Below are 13,638 nucleotides of genomic sequence, written 5' to 3'. Positions count from 1 at the left end.
CTCACCGGGCATCCAAGGCGTGCGAGAGCGCGCTCACGCTGATGTCGACGACCGTGCGGAGCTGCTTCTGGGTCGCCCTGGTCCTGCTCATCACGGCCAGCGACTGGTTGACCGCCGCCAGGTGAACCGCGAAGTCGTCGGCATCGCCTTCGACCAACTCCGCGGCATGCAAGGCGGTCCGCAGTCGCGCACGCTGAAGGCCCAGAGCTTCGATCGCGCGTGCGCCGATGGCGGGGCTGAGCACCGGTGCCGCCATCGCGGTCTGGGCGATCAGGCATCCGTCCGGTACGTCAGGGTCGGCGATGCGCTTCAGGGTGACCTCGAAGAACGCCCGTACCGCCTGGAGCGGTTCCTCGGACGCCCGTGACAGCGCCTGGTCGTACCTGTCTCCGTACCGCGCGGCGTACCGGTCCAGACAGCGCAGGTAGAGCGAGTCCTTGTCGCCGAACGAGGAGTAGAGGGAACTGCGGTTCAACCCGGTCGCCCCGGAGAGGTCGTCGAGAGACGTGTCGGCGTATCCGGCCCGCCAGAACTGGACCATCGCCGCGTCGAGCGCGAAGCCCACGTCGAACTGCTTCTTCCCGGCCATCACGCATGCACCTCGTTCTTGGACCAGCCGTTGTGGCCCTGCCCATTCTATCTTGAACTGACCAGTACAAGATGCAGTAGGGTCAGGACATGATCGACGACGCCATCACCCAGAACCGCTCCTGCGACCAGAACCCTCTCCTCGGGTTGCCGCTGCACGGCCTCGCGGGTTTCACCCACCGCTGGGTCGACGCGGACGGAATCCGACTTCACGCGATGGAAGGCGGCCGGCCGGCCGGTCCAACCGTCGTCCTGCTCGCCGGATTTCCGCAGACATGGTGGGCCTGGCGAAAGGTGATGCCGGGCCTTGCCGAGCGATTCCGTGTGATCGCGATCGACCTGCCGGGGCAGGGCCACTCCGACCGCCCTCAAGGGGACTACGACACGCACACCGTCGCTTCGCGCGTCCAGGCCGCGCTGACCGCGCTCAACGTGCCGAAGTACTGGCTCGTCGCCCACGACATCGGGGCCTGGGTCGCCTTCTCGCTGGCCCTGAAGTACGAAGAGCGCCTGCATGGTGTCGCTCTGCTCGACGCCGGCATTCCCGGAATCACCCTCCCGGACTCCATCCCGATGGATCCCGAGCGGGCCTGGAAAACCTGGCACTTCGCCTTCCACCTGGTGCCCGAACTGCCCGAGACTCTGCTCACCGGCCGCGAACATGACTACGTCGGCTGGTTCTTGAAGGTCAAAGCCCTGTCCCCGGACACCTTCGACGACGTCGAGATCGACCATTACGCCGCCGCCATCGCGGCCGAGGGCGGCCTTTCGGCGTCTCTCGCCTACTACCGCGAGGCCGCGGAATCGGCGCGCAAAAACCATGACGCCCTCGAACAAGGGCACTTGACCGTCCCGGTCCTGGGAATCTCCAGCTCCCATGGCTCGATCCCCGACATGGCCGCCTCCCTCAGCCCGTGGGCGGAGAACGCGACCGGCGTCTGCATCCCGCAGGCCGGACACTTCATTCCCGAAGAGCAGCCCGACGCAACCGTGGACGCGTTGACCGCCTTCATCGATCGCGAGCGCGTCATGGGCGTTATGACCCCTTTCACGAAGTAAGCGACCGCCGCAGTATGTCCCGTTTCAGTACGAGGCGGGCAGGTTCGTCACACTCGCACTGAATAGGAAACCTGCCCGCATTACAGCGCGTTCGGGCCACGCTCAACGCCGTTCCTCATTCAGTGAAATGAGTCACGCCGACAATCTCGCCCGCCGGCCTCTCCGAACGCGCTTCCCGTTCTGCGCAAAGAAAGTTGGAATTATCGATCAAGAAAGACCCTGGTTTCTGATCATCAGAAACGGACCACGGGCTTTCGGTATGCGAATTCGAGACTTGTTCCGCCCGGGCTTTCTCGCCTAACGTCACCGTCAATCCGGGCGGAACGCCTAATCCTGCCGCTGCCCGGAAACCCATCCACCCACTGACGCACGGCAGGAGCGGGGGACCCAGGTAAGCCGCCGATCCGGATTCCGGAAAGGCTAGGGGTGAAGTCGTATTCACAGTGCGACCGGACATCTCCCGTCCGAACCCGACAGCTCACCTCGCAGGCGACGGAGAGGATTTCGTCATGCCCGCAAAGGGAAAGCACCGCCGCCCCAAGTCCAGCTCGCTCAACCGAGGCATCGCCGTCGCGGGAACGGGCGGGGCCGTGCTCATTCTCCCGGTGCTCGGTGCCACCGCTGCCAACGCGGCGCCGGCCGGCACGGTCGCCAAGCCCGCCGCGGCCTCGACGACCTACGTCGTCGTGTCGGGTGACTCCCTCTCCACGATCGCCGAGGAGCAGTCAGTGAGCGGCGGCTGGGAGAGCCTGTACAAGAACAACCGGGGCGTCCTCGGTGACGACCCCGGCCTGATCAAGCCCGGGCTCAAGCTCAACCTCGGCAAGGCGGGCACGGCCGAGCCCAGGCCGGCCGCCGACCGGGCGGACCGCTCCGAGCGCGACAACGCGTCCGCCGCCGAGCCCGCGGCCGCCACCCCGGCGAAGAAGACCTACACGAACAACCTCGACGGCTGGATCAAGGAGTCGCTCGACATACTGGCCCAGCACGGCATCCCCGGCACCTACGAGGGCATCCACCGCAACGTCATGCGTGAGTCCTCCGGCAACCCGCTGGCCATCAACAACTGGGACTCCAACGCTGCCGCCGGCACCCCGTCCAAGGGTCTGCTCCAGGTCATCGCGCCCACGTTCACCGCGTACCACGTGCCCGGCACGTCGCTGGACAGCTACGACCCGGTCGCCAACATCACCGCCGCCTGCAACTACGCGGCCGACCGGTACGGCTCGATCGACAACGTGAACGGCCCGTACTGATCCACACCCCCCATCTCGTCCCCTCTGAGCCCCGGCGCGCCATGTGTCCGGGGCTCAGCCCTGCCCCTCGACGGCGAAGGGGCCGTCCTCGCCGAACACGAGCCGCGCGAAGTTCTCTCCGATGCGGCGGTGCCCCGCGGCGTCGGGGTGGATCGCGTCGGGCAGCGGGAACTCGGCGTAGTCGCTCTCGCCGTAGAGGTCGCGGCCGCTGAGGTAGTGGAGGTGGGGGTCGTCGGCCGTCCGCTGTTCGACGATCCGGGCGAGTTCGTCGCGGATGACGTTGAGTGTCAGGCGCCCGGCGGCCCGCTCGGCCGGATCACCCGTGGCCTTGAACCGCAGGGTCCCGCCGTCGAAGTCGGGCATGAGGGGGCCGGGAGTGTCTTCCTGGACCGGGCACAGGATGGGTGACACGACCAGCAGTGGTGCCGTCGGATGCCCTTCGCGGATGGTGTCGAGGAAGCCGTGGACGGCAGGGCCGAAGGCGCGCAGGCGCATCACATCGGCGTTCACGACATTGATGCCGATCTTGAGGCTGATCAGGTCCGCCGGAGCGTCCCGCATGGCACGTGCGGTGAACGGGTCGAGCAGCGCGCTGCCGCCGAACCCCAGATTGACCAGCTCCACGTCACCCCTGGCCGCGGCCAGGGCCGGCCAGATGGCCGTCGGGTTGGCGGCGTTCGAACCATGGCTGATCGAGCTGCCGTGGTGCAGCCACACCCTGCGCCCCCTGTCCGGTGCCGCCTCGACCGGGGCGTCGGTGCGCAGGGCGATCAGCTCGGTGACCTCCGTGTGCGGGAGCCAGATCTCGATGTCCTTGTCACCCGTCGGCAGACCTGCGAACCGGGCGGTGCCGGGAGGCCCCTCGGTCAGTTCGGCGGACTGGGTGACCATGTCGGTGATCGTACGGAGGTTGCCGCCGGCCACCGTGGCCTGCGCGGTGAGACGGCCGTCCACCAGCAGGTCGTAGACGCCGTCCGCCGGGGGCGGGAATCCGCGGTAGGCCCGCTTGGTGGGCAGCGCGTCCAGTTCGATGGCCGTGGCCCGGGTGCGGAATGCCAGGCGTACGCCGGAGGGCTGCGCCTCGGCCACGGCCAGTTGTTCGTCGGGGATCTGGCGGCGCGCTCGCGCGGGGAGGCGGTGCGGGAGCAGGCCGTGCGCGGTCGCTTCCACGTCGAGGAATCCGCGCAGGAGGTCCGTGGTGACCGGTGTGGTGATCCAGTCGTGGTCAGTGTTCATCGCCCTGCCTTGCCTTGCGGTTGTGGAGCAGTGTGTCGAGGGAGTCCAGGACCCACGTCCACGATTCCTGGGAGTCGACGGCGGTGTGGCTGAAGCCGCCGGCCATCTCCAGGCTGACGTAGCCGTGGAAGACGGCGCCCAGCATCCGGACCGCGTGTGTCTGGTCCGGCTCCGTCAGGTCATAGCCGCGCAGGATCGCCCGCGTCATCTGGGCGTGTCGCACCCCGGCGCTTGCCGCGGCCGTCTCGGGGTCGAGTCTGAGGCGGGCCGCGTCATAGCGGCCGGGATGCTCCCGTGCGTAGTCGCGGTAGGCGTCCGCGAAGGCGGCCAGCGCGTCCTTGGCGGCACGCCCGGCCACGGCGGCGGCGACCCGGTCGGCCAGTTCCTCCAGCGCGAACAAGGCGATCCTGGTCCTGAGGTCCTGGGAGCTCTTCAGGTGCGAGTACAGACTCGCGACCTTGACGTCGAACCGCCGGGCGAGCGCCGAGACGGTCACCTGGTCGAAGCCGACCTCGTCGGCCAGCTCCGCCGCCGCCCGGGTCAGACGCTCCGGGGTCAGCCCCGCTCTAGCCATAACGTTCGCCCCATCCAGCGACAAGCATTAAGCGTTTGCCTAGTGCTTTTAGGCAACTTAGCCTACCGCTCATGAGACCGTTGACCGAGCAAGAGATCCGTACCGCGTTCGTGAACTGCACCAAGGGCGAGGCGAAGCGCCTGTCCGTCCCGCGCGACCTGTCCGAGCGGCCCTGGGACGACCTGGACTTCCTGGGCTGGCGGGACCCCCAGGCGCCCGGCAGGGCCTACCTCGCCACCGAGCTGGACGGCCGGCCCCTGGCGCTCGCGCTGCGCTGCCCCAACGGCGGGCCCTCTCAGATGCGGCGCAGCATGTGCTCGCTGTGCATGACCACCCACTCCGGTGGCGTGTCACTGATGGTCGCCGCGAAGGCGGGCAAGGCCGGGCAGCAGGGCAACTCAGTGGGCGCCTACATATGCAGCGACCTCGCCTGCTCTCTGTACGTGCGGGGCATGAAGGACGCGGGCGTCGGCGGACGGTTCCACGAGTCGCTCACCGTGGAGGAGCAGAACCAGCGGACCATGGCGAACCTCTCCGCGTTCATCGCCACGGTCACCGCGTGACGCCTCGCCGCACCTGCGCGGTCCGGGCCCCCTGCGGCCCCCGGACCGGCGCCGGCTCCGGCTCCGGTCCGGGCTCCGGACGGCACCCGCAGGCTCAGGCGTTCGCCTGATACAGCCTAGTTCCAGGGGTCCGTGAAAGAGCGGCCGGGAACGGGCTTGGCGATGAGGGCGACGGCGATGAAGAAGTTGACCTGGCCGATGGCGAACATCAAGGTGGCGAGTGCCTTGGCGTCGTAATGCTCGGCCGCCTCGGCGTACAGCTCGTCCGACACCCGCTCACCGTGCGGTGACGCCTGTAGTACGGCCTCCACCAGGGCCAGCGCGGCGCGCTCCGCACCGGTGAAGTAGGGCGAGGTCTGCCAGGAGTTCACCGAGGTGATGCGCTCCTCCGACTCCCCGCCCTTGCGCAGGAATCCGGTGTGCAGAACGGTCAGGTAGGTGCTGCCGACGATCTGCCCCGCGCGAAGCTGCACCAGACTGATCGTGGAACGCGGCACCGAACCGTTGCCCACCACCTTGAACAACGCCGCCGACACATCCGCCAGCTCCGGCACCAGCCGCGCGGGGTCCTCCGGCATCCGCGGAACCATCGGGACCTCGGCCGTGATCGTACGAGTACTCATGCTCAACACTCCTCAGCGCTTCAGCGTTACTGTCACTGCGATGACGAAGCGCGGCAGCACGATGTGACAGGCCGATGAGTGGCCGGTGAGAAATGGTTCTCGCGGAAGCGCCTTGCGCTACGTCATGTCCAGGTCGGTGTGCAGCATGTGGTGGTCCGAGTACTCGGTGCGTTGTACGCGGTGTTCGAGCGGGGTGATGCCCCGCAGGAAGACGTAGTCGAATTTGCTCTGCCAGTCGGTGGTCGGCTCGCAGGTGACGGCGGACGGACCGCACCGGGAGTCCGTATCCGTGGCGAGTTCCCACATCGGGGTGAGTTCGGGGGCGTCCGGCACGGCGTTGAAGTCGCCGAGGACGATCGCGTGGTCGTGCCGGGCGATCTCCTTGGCGAGTACGTCGGTCTGGGCCGCTCGGACCTCCTCCTGGCGCCGCTGGGCCAGGTGTGTGTTGAAGACCCGGACGGGCTTGCCTCCCACCTCTGTGGTGACCGCCATGTACCCCCGGTCCTCTGATCCTCCGTCGGGGTACTCCGCGGCAACGCGGTCGGTGAGCGGGGCCGCCGAGAGGATCGCCTGACCGAAGGCTCCCGGGCTCCACGGCGCTCCCCCGCAGCGGCCCCAATTCCGCAGCACCGTCCCGTACTCGACGTGGTAGGTCAGCCCGTAGAAGCCTTCCAGGTAGTCGCGGATCCTCTCCACGTCACGTACGCAGGCTTCTTGCAGACCGATGACCTGTGGCGCGTACGTGGCGATCTCCGCTGCCCTGTCGGCATTGCTCACATCACAGGGGTTGCAGATGTTCCACGTCATGACCCGGTTGGGTACGACGTCTTCGGCGGCGTCGACGGGCAGAGTCCTGATGAAGAGGGCGCCGCTGGGTGCACTGGGGCCTACGAGCACCAGGCAGACCGCGGTCATGGCGACCGCGAACAACCGCGTGCCTCTTCCGAGCACCATCGCTCTCCTCCGTGACGTGCGTGGCTTCCGCCTTCTCCGTGGTCAGGTTATGCGACGGGCTCGTCGGCCGGCCGGCCGACTTCTACGCGTACGGCGAACCGGCCTCTGCACCGCCCCCGTTCTCGGAGCATGGTGTTGAGAGAGCTCGGCCCGGTCCCGCAAGCGCTGTGGGACCGAGGAGCACGCGTGCCGGCACCATCCGTCGCAGAGGAGGCCGACGTCACATGACAGCTCACTCCGTCGAGTACATCCGCTACCGCATACCGCCCGAGCGCTCCGCGGAATTCCTCTCCGCGTACACCCGGGCCGCCGTCCCCCTGGCCGCGGCACCGCAGTGCGTCGACTACGAACTCACGCGCTGCGAGGAGGACTTCGAGCACTTCATTCTGCGCATCACCTGGACATCGACGAAGGATCACCTGGAGGGATTCCGCACGTCGGAGCAGTTCCGCGACTTCTTCGCGGAGATCCGTCCCTACGTCGAGGGCATCGAGGAGATGCGTCATTACGCGCCCACCGTGGTGCGCGGCACGGGCGCGTCGACGCCCAGCCTGTACGCGTGGGCGGGCGGCGCGGAGAGCTTCGAGCGCCTCACCGAGACGTTCTACGAGAAGGTCCTCAAGGACGATCTTCTCGCCCCGCTCTTCGCGGATCTGCCCACCGAGCACGCCCGGCACGTCGCCCAGTGGCTGGGCGAGGTCTTCGGCGGCCCCACGGTCTACTCGCAGGAGCACGGCGGCCATGCCCGGATGGTGGGCAAGCATCTCGGCAAGGGCATCACCGAGCCGCAGCGGCGCCGCTGGGTCGATCTGATGCAGGACGCGGCGGACGACGCGGGGCTGCCGACGGACGCCGAGTTCCGGTCCGGGTTCCTCGCCTACATCGAGTGGGGCACGCGGCTCGCCCTCTACTTCTCGGGCCCGGCAGCGAACCGGCCCACCGACCAGCCGGTGCCGCTGTGGAACTGGGGGGCGGCGCCGCCCTACCAGCCGTGAGGACGCTCGACGGCGCGTGCCGGGCGAGCCCGGGAACCACCGCGGACGGCCCCGGTGGCATGATCGGGCTGGCGGCGAGTGCCCTCATCGCCTCCCCTCGACCCGAAAGTCAGTCCATCCGGCACGACGGCTAACCTGTGCGACAACAACAACCAACAAATCGGTCGAACAATTGATATCCAAAGAATCGCGGGCGTTTTCACGAATAGGCCGCATGATCACGTCTGTCGAGTGGCGCCGGCCGCGGGTGATCCTTTGGGTCACGGCAAGTGTGGTGGCCCTCGGGTTCCTCATCGCGCTGGAGTTCGTCGCGCGTCGATACGCCGGCCAGCCGGGGCCGATCACCGTCCAGGCGCGAGAGGTGATCTTTCCTCCCAAGCCAGGTCCGCTGTACGGCGGCATGGCGCTGATGATGGTGGTGCTCACCTGGCGGCAGCGGTTCGTCGCGGCCGGTGCCGCGATCGGTATCGACGTCGTCTTCGTGCTGGTGCGGTGGGCGCTCGACGTCGACACACCCGAGGGCCAGTTCTTCGGCAACGGCGCCTTGTGGGTGATCCTGGGCGTCGCGGTCATCGCGGTCACGCGCCGCACCGGCCCGGAACGGGTCCTGCTCCTCAAGGGCGTCGGCCTCGGTCTGCTCCTCGTGGCCGGCCGCAAGACGGGTGACACCTGGCTGCTCATCACGTCGAAGACCCGCCCGACCGTGCTCGACCCATATGTGGCGATGGCCGATCACGCGCTCGGCAATCCGTCGTGGCTGGCGGGCCGGATGCTGGAGGCCACCGGCCCGATCGGCACGAACATCCTCGACCTGGTCTACGCGCAACTCGCGGTGGCCGCGATCGTCGTCGCGCTCTACCAACTGCGCGACGTGGCCGCCGAGCGTCGCTTCCCTGGCCACCACCTGGTGCGCACGTTCCTGGTCATCGGCCTGATCGGCCCCGCGTTCTACATGCTCTTCCCCGTGGTCGGACCGATCTTCGCCTACGGCCCGGGCACCTCAGGAACCGGCGGCGTGGAGTGGGCGGTGACCAATCTGTGGCCGCACACTCTGCCGCCGGTCACCGCGCCGCACCCGGTGCCGTACGACGGGATCACCCCGCGCAACTGCATGCCGAGCCTGCACACGGCGTGGGCCGTCACGATCTTCATCCACTCCCGCAAGGGCCCGCGGCTGCTGAGATACGCGGGGACGTTCTGGCTGACCGCCACACTCGCCGCGACGCTGGGCTTCGGCTACCACTACGGAGTGGACCTCGTCGCCGGCGTGGTCTTCGCCCTCACGATCGAAGCGGCCCTGCGCGCGCTCGACCGCGGCTGGGACCGCTCAGCAACCCAGCTGACCGCCTACGGCACGACGGTCTTCGCGGCGCTCCTGCTGTCATACCGCTACCTGCCGATGGACATGGCCGAGCACCCGTGGGTGTTCGGACCGCTGGTCCTGCTGTCGATGGCCTCAGTGATCTACGGCTACGTACGGACCACCAAGTTGTGGGAGCCCCCAACGGCCACACCGACCCAACAACCGGAACCGCAGCCGGCACTGGCGTGAACCCTCGGTCGGTCGCCGGCGTGACCGCTCGGTCGGTCGCTGGGGCGCGGTTGGCTGTCTCGGGCCGTTGTCAGTGCCTCCCCATAGAGTGAAGACATCACTCGGAGGCACCGAAGGGGGAGCACAGACGTGTCCGCAAACAGGATTCAGCACAAGGTCAACCACGTCGCGCTGGTAGTCGACTGTTCGGGTTCCATGCGTCCGCACCAGGACCAACTCATCCGCGTCGTCGATGAGTTCGTGTCCGGGCTGAAGTCCGAATCGGACAGCCTCGGCCACGAGACACGGATCAGCCTCTACTCCTTCGACCACAAGGTGGAGAACCTGGTCTGGGACATGGACGTGAAGCACCTGCCGTCCATGCGAGGCCTGTACCGGGTCAACAACGGCGCCACCGCCCTCATAGAGGCCTCCTTGAAGTCCCTCGACGACCTCGGCCACATCTGGGAGGAGTACGGCGAGCACAGCTTCCTCCAGATCGTGGTGACCGACGGCGAGGAGAACGCGTCAGGAGGCGACAGGCGCCACGACGGTGACATGGCCATCCTCGGCCCCTGGCTCGACAGGATCACGGCGAAGATGGGCGGGCTCCCGGGCCACTGGACCTCCGCGATCCTCGTTCCGAACTCCCTGGCCAAGCGGACCGCGCAGAACTACGGCTTCCCGGCCGGCAACATCGCCATATGGGACGCCGATTCCCACAAGGGCGTCGAGGAAGCGATCGGCACCGTGCGCGCCGCGGCCACCAGCTTCCTGCGGGGACGAGAGCAGGGAGTGCGCGGCACCAAGAACCTGTTCGCCGTGGGCCAGGACATATCGGTGGACGAGGTGCGGGCCAACCTCGAACCGATCCCGGCCGACAAGTACCGGCTGCTGAAGGTCGACAAGGAGGTCGAGATCCGCCCCTTCGTGGACTCCCACCCGGGCGTGGCCTACGAACGCGGCTCCTGCTACTACCAGTTGGGCGCCCGGGCCCAGGTCCAGCCGAACAAGGAAGTCATCGTGGTCGAGAAGAGCACCGACCGCGCCTACACCGGTGACGCGGCCCGCAGCCTCCTGTTCGGTACGGGCATCCAGGGCACCGTCTCGGTGAAGGCGGGCAACAACCCCGAGCTGGAGGTCTACGTGCAGAGCCGTTCGGTGAACAGGAAGCTCAAGCCGAAGACACGGCTGCTCATCATGCTCTGAGGTCAGAGGGTCAGACAGTCAGAGGGGCAAAGGGGCCAGAGAGCGGAGCCACCCCCTTGAGGCACATGACGCCGCCGCCCGGGCAGCCGGTGCGGCGGCGCCAGTGGGTGACCGGTTGCGGGAGTTGGCCTGGTGCACGTCAGGCGGTCGGCCATGCCCGGTCGTCCACCGTCAGGAAGGGCTCGCTCACGACGGTCGCCGGCGTCGCGCCGGTGAAGGCCATGACGTCCCGATGCAGATGGGACTGATCGCAGTAGCCGCTGTCCGCCGCGACCCGGGCCGCGCCCGCACCCTCGACCAGGCGGTGCACGGCCTCGTCGAAGCGGACCAGCTTCGCGGCCCGTTTGGGCGGCATACCGGTCTGTGCAAGGAACCGGGACCACAGACGCTTGCGGCTCCATTCGAGTTCGGCGGCCAACCGGTCGATCCGGACCAGCCCTCCGCCCGCGACGATCCGGTCCCAGGCCCAGGCCACCGCCGGGTCCGCCTGCCACCGCTCCTCATATCGACGGGCCAGCAGCGCGTCCGTGAAGGCGAAGCGTCCCTCCCAGGAGGGGATCTCTCTCAGTTGCTCACCGATCCGTGCCGCTTCCCGGCCCCACAGCTCGTCGAGCGAGACCATGGCACCGGCCAGATCGGCTGGTGAGACGCCCAGAACCGGACCGGCGATCACCGGGGACAGGCGCACCTGCACGCACTCCACATGCTCGCCCCAAGCCCGGACCCCGCCTCCCGAGCCGAAACCCGGCCCGGCGACGAGACTCCCCCGATGCCGCCGCCCTGCGCCGTCGTCAACGGTGGACGGACTGGGCCCGAACTCCAGAATCAGCATCACAGCCGGATGCGCGACCAACCGCAGGGCGTCCACGGGCGCGCCCGGTACGCGGAACCCGGCCATGTCTGCTCCGGCCAGCCGGCTGGGCCGCATCGGGCGTGCGACGTGCCAGGCAGCGGGATCGCCGCCACCACTCATCACACTGCCGGTGGCCCCCGTCTCCCCATGCATCTCCCCATGCTAGTTGGGCGGCGGGGTGGGGAACATTTGTCCAAGCCGCCGCCATGCGCCGACGGCGACAGTGGGGTCATGACACCTTCCGACAGGCAGCCACACAGCAACGTCAAAGCCAACGACAACGACAACGCCGCATCCGCCGAGGAGCAGCTCTACGTACGCCAAGACGGCCCCGCCGATGCCCCCGTGCTGCTCCTCATCCATGGGTCCGCAGCCTCCAGCCGCTCTTGGGACGCAATGGTCCCGCTGCTGACGTCCCGTCGCGTGATACGGATCGACCTCCCGGGGCACGGCCGCTCGGCCGAACCCGCCGACCGGGACTACTCACTCCCGCGACAGGGGCAGAGGATCGCCGCCACGCTGGACCGGCTCGGCGTCCGGCAGGCCACTGTCGTCGGCCACTCCAGCGGTGGCTACGCCGCCACCGCTCTCGCCGAGCAACGCCCCGACCTCGTGAGCGCACTCGTTCTCATCAACACCGGCCCCAGCATGGACGCCTTCATCGCGTCGCCGGAGCAGACCGCCATCGACCCCACCCAGTGGCCGCCGAGCGACGAGCAGATCCGCCGGTTCGCGAGCACGGGATTCCGTCCCGGCCACCAGATCCCTCAGGGACTCATCGACGAGCTGCGCGGCATGTCCATCCAGGCGGTGATCGCAGCGATGCAGGCGTCCACCGCGTATCTGAGCCAACGGGCTTTGCCGGATCGGCTGGTGGCCGTCGGCAAGCCCCTGCGCGTCATCTTTGGTGACCAGGACCGCCGATGGCGTCCCTCGTCGGCGGCGGACTACCGCGTCGTTCCTGACGCGGTGATCGAGATGCTGCCCGGAGCCGGACACACACCCATCCTTGAGGAGCCGTCCCGGACGGCCGCGCTCCTGCTCGCCCTTGGCGGGCCTTCTCGACACCGGTAAGTTCACCGCGGTGAACTTGATGGAGACGCACGGCCTGGCCGCGATGAGTGACGAGGTGCGGCTGCGGTGGTCGGCGCTCGGGGATACCGCCCGGCGGCCGGCTGTCGTACTGCTCCATGGTGGTCCGGGACTGCCCGATTACCTCGGCGATGTCGCGCGGATGGTCGCGGACCTCGCGCCCGTGTACCGGTACGACCAGCGTGGTACGGGTCGGTCGCCGTGGCAGGGTCGTCATACCCTCGCCCGGCATGTCGACGATCTCGCCGAATTGCTCGACACCTGGGAGGTGCCCGAGGCCGTGCTGATCGGGCACTCCTACGGGGCCGATCTGGCGAGCCGGTTCTGCCTGCGGCGCCCTGACCGCGTTGCCGCGATGCTGATGATGTGCGGGCCCTTCGTCGGTGACTGGCGTACGGGAGAGCGGGCGGAGCGCGGTCGCCGCATGTCGGCCGGGCAGCAGGAGCGGCTTCGCGAGCTGCGGGAGTTGGCGGACCGCACCGAGGAGCAGGAGGTCGAGCTGCTCACGCTGGCCTGGTTCACCGACCATGCCGAACCTGAGCGCGGGTGGCGCTGGGCCGCGCGGGAGGCCCGGCGGCGCCGGCCCGTCAGCTGGCGCATGAACGCCGAGCTCGGGGCGGAAGGACGCGCCGACCCGCTCGACGCGCACCTCGCCGAGCTGCGTGCCTGCCTGCCGGAGCGGGCGGAGATCCTGGGCGGGGTCTGCGATCCTCGCCCTCTGTCGGCACTTGAGTCGCTCGCGCTGCGGCTCGGTGTTCCGCTGGCCCGGATCGAAGGCGCGGGGCACGAGCCCTGGTTGGAGCAGCCCGACGCCGTGCGTGCGCGTCTGCGGCGCTTCGTGCGAGGCGCTCCGGGCGGCAGATCGCGCTGATCACGCGTGGGAGTGGGTCCCCGGGTGCAGGACCTCGTCGAGCACCGCGCGGATCGACTGGAACGCGCGCGCTTCGATGCTCGCGCTCAGGGCCTCGGCCTCCTGGCCGTCGCTCTGGAGGGTTTCGGAGAGGGCGAAGATCCGGTCTGCCTCGCTCGACGCCCAGTCTCGGGCTCCACGAATGCGCGTCAACAGTTCGTCCGCGTCCACAGGGTGCGTCATGCGCGATATCTA

At 68.5% G+C, this 13,638-nt stretch carries 15 protein-coding genes and 1 riboswitch; of the genes, 8 read left to right on the top strand and 7 right to left on the bottom strand.

Annotated elements, in window-relative coordinates; translation table 11 throughout:
• Position 1: 1 nt before the first annotated feature.
• Positions 2-589 (bottom strand): TetR/AcrR family transcriptional regulator, encoded by a 588-nt coding sequence (locus ACZ6JY_RS11720; RefSeq protein ID WP_469194744.1) that lies wholly within the window; start codon positions 587-589, stop codon positions 2-4.
• A gap of 89 nt (positions 590-678) precedes the next feature.
• On the opposite strand from ACZ6JY_RS11720, the gene ACZ6JY_RS11715 reads away from it, so the two are divergent.
• The gene (locus tag ACZ6JY_RS11715; RefSeq protein WP_469194742.1) at positions 679-1,647 is read left to right on the top strand and encodes an alpha/beta fold hydrolase; all 969 of its coding nucleotides are present in this window, start codon (positions 679-681) and stop codon (positions 1,645-1,647) included.
• Between the two features lie 350 nt (positions 1,648-1,997).
• Positions 1,998-2,152, top strand: a riboswitch (cyclic di-AMP (ydaO/yuaA leader).
• Positions 2,153-2,156: 4 nt separating this feature from the next.
• Positions 2,157-2,903: a transglycosylase SLT domain-containing protein gene (locus ACZ6JY_RS11710; RefSeq protein WP_469194740.1), complete on the top strand. Its 747-nt coding sequence runs from the start codon at positions 2,157-2,159 to the stop codon at positions 2,901-2,903.
• A 54-nt stretch (positions 2,904-2,957) separates the two neighbouring features.
• On the opposite strand, the gene ACZ6JY_RS11705 is transcribed toward ACZ6JY_RS11710, so the two are convergent.
• Entirely contained in the window at positions 2,958-4,139 is a 1,182-nt protein-coding gene (locus tag ACZ6JY_RS11705) for a GDSL-type esterase/lipase family protein (protein ID WP_469194738.1), read from the bottom strand.
• A complete protein-coding gene (locus ACZ6JY_RS11700; RefSeq protein WP_469194736.1) occupies positions 4,129-4,713 on the bottom strand; it encodes a TetR/AcrR family transcriptional regulator in 585 nt (194 codons plus the stop codon). The genes ACZ6JY_RS11705 and ACZ6JY_RS11700 overlap by 11 nt, the downstream gene beginning before the upstream one ends.
• Before the next feature lie 71 nt (positions 4,714-4,784).
• Between ACZ6JY_RS11700 and ACZ6JY_RS11695 the strand changes: the two genes are divergently transcribed.
• Positions 4,785-5,276, top strand: coding sequence for an FBP domain-containing protein (locus tag ACZ6JY_RS11695; RefSeq protein WP_469194735.1), 492 nt, complete (start codon positions 4,785-4,787; stop codon positions 5,274-5,276).
• Between the two features lie 116 nt (positions 5,277-5,392).
• Here the strand turns inward: ACZ6JY_RS11695 and ACZ6JY_RS11690 are convergent, their stop codons facing one another.
• Positions 5,393-5,899: a carboxymuconolactone decarboxylase family protein gene (locus ACZ6JY_RS11690; protein ID WP_469194733.1), complete on the bottom strand. Its 507-nt coding sequence runs from the start codon at positions 5,897-5,899 to the stop codon at positions 5,393-5,395.
• 117 nt (positions 5,900-6,016) lie between these two features.
• On the bottom strand, positions 6,017-6,853 hold the full coding sequence (locus ACZ6JY_RS11685; protein ID WP_469194731.1) for an endonuclease/exonuclease/phosphatase family protein: 837 nt from the start codon (positions 6,851-6,853) through the stop codon (positions 6,017-6,019).
• A 224-nt stretch (positions 6,854-7,077) separates the two neighbouring features.
• On the opposite strand from ACZ6JY_RS11685, the gene ACZ6JY_RS11680 reads away from it, so the two are divergent.
• From ACZ6JY_RS11680 to ACZ6JY_RS11670, 3 genes are all read left to right on the top strand, one after another.
• On the top strand, positions 7,078-7,848 hold the full coding sequence (locus ACZ6JY_RS11680) for a globin domain-containing protein (protein WP_469194729.1): 771 nt from the start codon (positions 7,078-7,080) through the stop codon (positions 7,846-7,848).
• Positions 7,849-8,062: 214 nt separating this feature from the next.
• Entirely contained in the window at positions 8,063-9,400 is a 1,338-nt protein-coding gene (locus tag ACZ6JY_RS11675; RefSeq protein ID WP_469194727.1) for a phosphatase PAP2 family protein, read from the top strand.
• 129 nt (positions 9,401-9,529) lie between these two features.
• Complete coding sequence (locus ACZ6JY_RS11670; RefSeq protein ID WP_469194725.1) at positions 9,530-10,588, top strand: vWA domain-containing protein; 1,059 nt, start codon at positions 9,530-9,532, stop codon at positions 10,586-10,588.
• Between the two features lie 139 nt (positions 10,589-10,727).
• Here the strand turns inward: ACZ6JY_RS11670 and ACZ6JY_RS11665 are convergent, their stop codons facing one another.
• Positions 10,728-11,486 (bottom strand): AraC family transcriptional regulator, encoded by a 759-nt coding sequence (locus tag ACZ6JY_RS11665; protein ID WP_469195043.1) that lies wholly within the window; start codon positions 11,484-11,486, stop codon positions 10,728-10,730.
• A gap of 186 nt (positions 11,487-11,672) precedes the next feature.
• Here ACZ6JY_RS11665 and ACZ6JY_RS11660 point away from each other — a divergent pair, with 186 nt between their 5' ends.
• Positions 11,673-12,515, top strand: coding sequence for an alpha/beta fold hydrolase (locus ACZ6JY_RS11660; RefSeq protein WP_469194724.1), 843 nt, complete (start codon positions 11,673-11,675; stop codon positions 12,513-12,515).
• 19 nt (positions 12,516-12,534) lie between these two features.
• Positions 12,535-13,404, top strand: a complete 870-nt coding sequence (locus tag ACZ6JY_RS11655) for an alpha/beta fold hydrolase (RefSeq protein ID WP_469195041.1) — start codon at positions 12,535-12,537, stop codon at positions 13,402-13,404.
• Here the strand turns inward: ACZ6JY_RS11655 and ACZ6JY_RS11650 are convergent, their stop codons facing one another.
• Positions 13,405-13,626 carry a hypothetical protein gene (locus tag ACZ6JY_RS11650; protein ID WP_469194723.1) on the bottom strand — a complete coding sequence of 74 codons (222 nt, stop codon included), beginning with the start codon at positions 13,624-13,626 and terminating at the stop codon, positions 13,405-13,407.
• Positions 13,627-13,638 lie beyond the last annotated feature (12 nt).

Source organism: Streptomyces sp. NPDC046335, from assembly GCF_055587985.1.
This window is presented reverse-complemented; position numbering and strand designations above follow the sequence as displayed.

Coding starts and splice junctions, on each gene's coding strand:
- ACZ6JY_RS11720 (WP_469194744.1), bottom strand. CDS start 589: ATGGCCGGGAAGAAGCAGTTCGACGTGGGCTTCGCGCTCGACGCGGCG.
- ACZ6JY_RS11715 (WP_469194742.1), top strand. CDS start 679: ATGATCGACGACGCCATCACCCAGAACCGCTCCTGCGACCAGAACCCT.
- ACZ6JY_RS11710 (WP_469194740.1), top strand. CDS start 2,157: ATGCCCGCAAAGGGAAAGCACCGCCGCCCCAAGTCCAGCTCGCTCAAC.
- ACZ6JY_RS11705 (WP_469194738.1), bottom strand. CDS start 4,139: ATGAACACTGACCACGACTGGATCACCACACCGGTCACCACGGACCTC.
- ACZ6JY_RS11700 (WP_469194736.1), bottom strand. CDS start 4,713: ATGGCTAGAGCGGGGCTGACCCCGGAGCGTCTGACCCGGGCGGCGGCG.
- ACZ6JY_RS11695 (WP_469194735.1), top strand. CDS start 4,785: ATGAGACCGTTGACCGAGCAAGAGATCCGTACCGCGTTCGTGAACTGC.
- ACZ6JY_RS11690 (WP_469194733.1), bottom strand. CDS start 5,899: ATGAGTACTCGTACGATCACGGCCGAGGTCCCGATGGTTCCGCGGATG.
- ACZ6JY_RS11685 (WP_469194731.1), bottom strand. CDS start 6,853: ATGGTGCTCGGAAGAGGCACGCGGTTGTTCGCGGTCGCCATGACCGCG.
- ACZ6JY_RS11680 (WP_469194729.1), top strand. CDS start 7,078: ATGACAGCTCACTCCGTCGAGTACATCCGCTACCGCATACCGCCCGAG.
- ACZ6JY_RS11675 (WP_469194727.1), top strand. CDS start 8,063: ATGATCACGTCTGTCGAGTGGCGCCGGCCGCGGGTGATCCTTTGGGTC.
- ACZ6JY_RS11665 (WP_469195043.1), bottom strand. CDS start 11,486: ATGGCCGGGTTCCGCGTACCGGGCGCGCCCGTGGACGCCCTGCGGTTG.
- ACZ6JY_RS11660 (WP_469194724.1), top strand. CDS start 11,673: ATGACACCTTCCGACAGGCAGCCACACAGCAACGTCAAAGCCAACGAC.
- ACZ6JY_RS11655 (WP_469195041.1), top strand. CDS start 12,535: ATGGAGACGCACGGCCTGGCCGCGATGAGTGACGAGGTGCGGCTGCGG.
- ACZ6JY_RS11650 (WP_469194723.1), bottom strand. CDS start 13,626: ATGACGCACCCTGTGGACGCGGACGAACTGTTGACGCGCATTCGTGGA.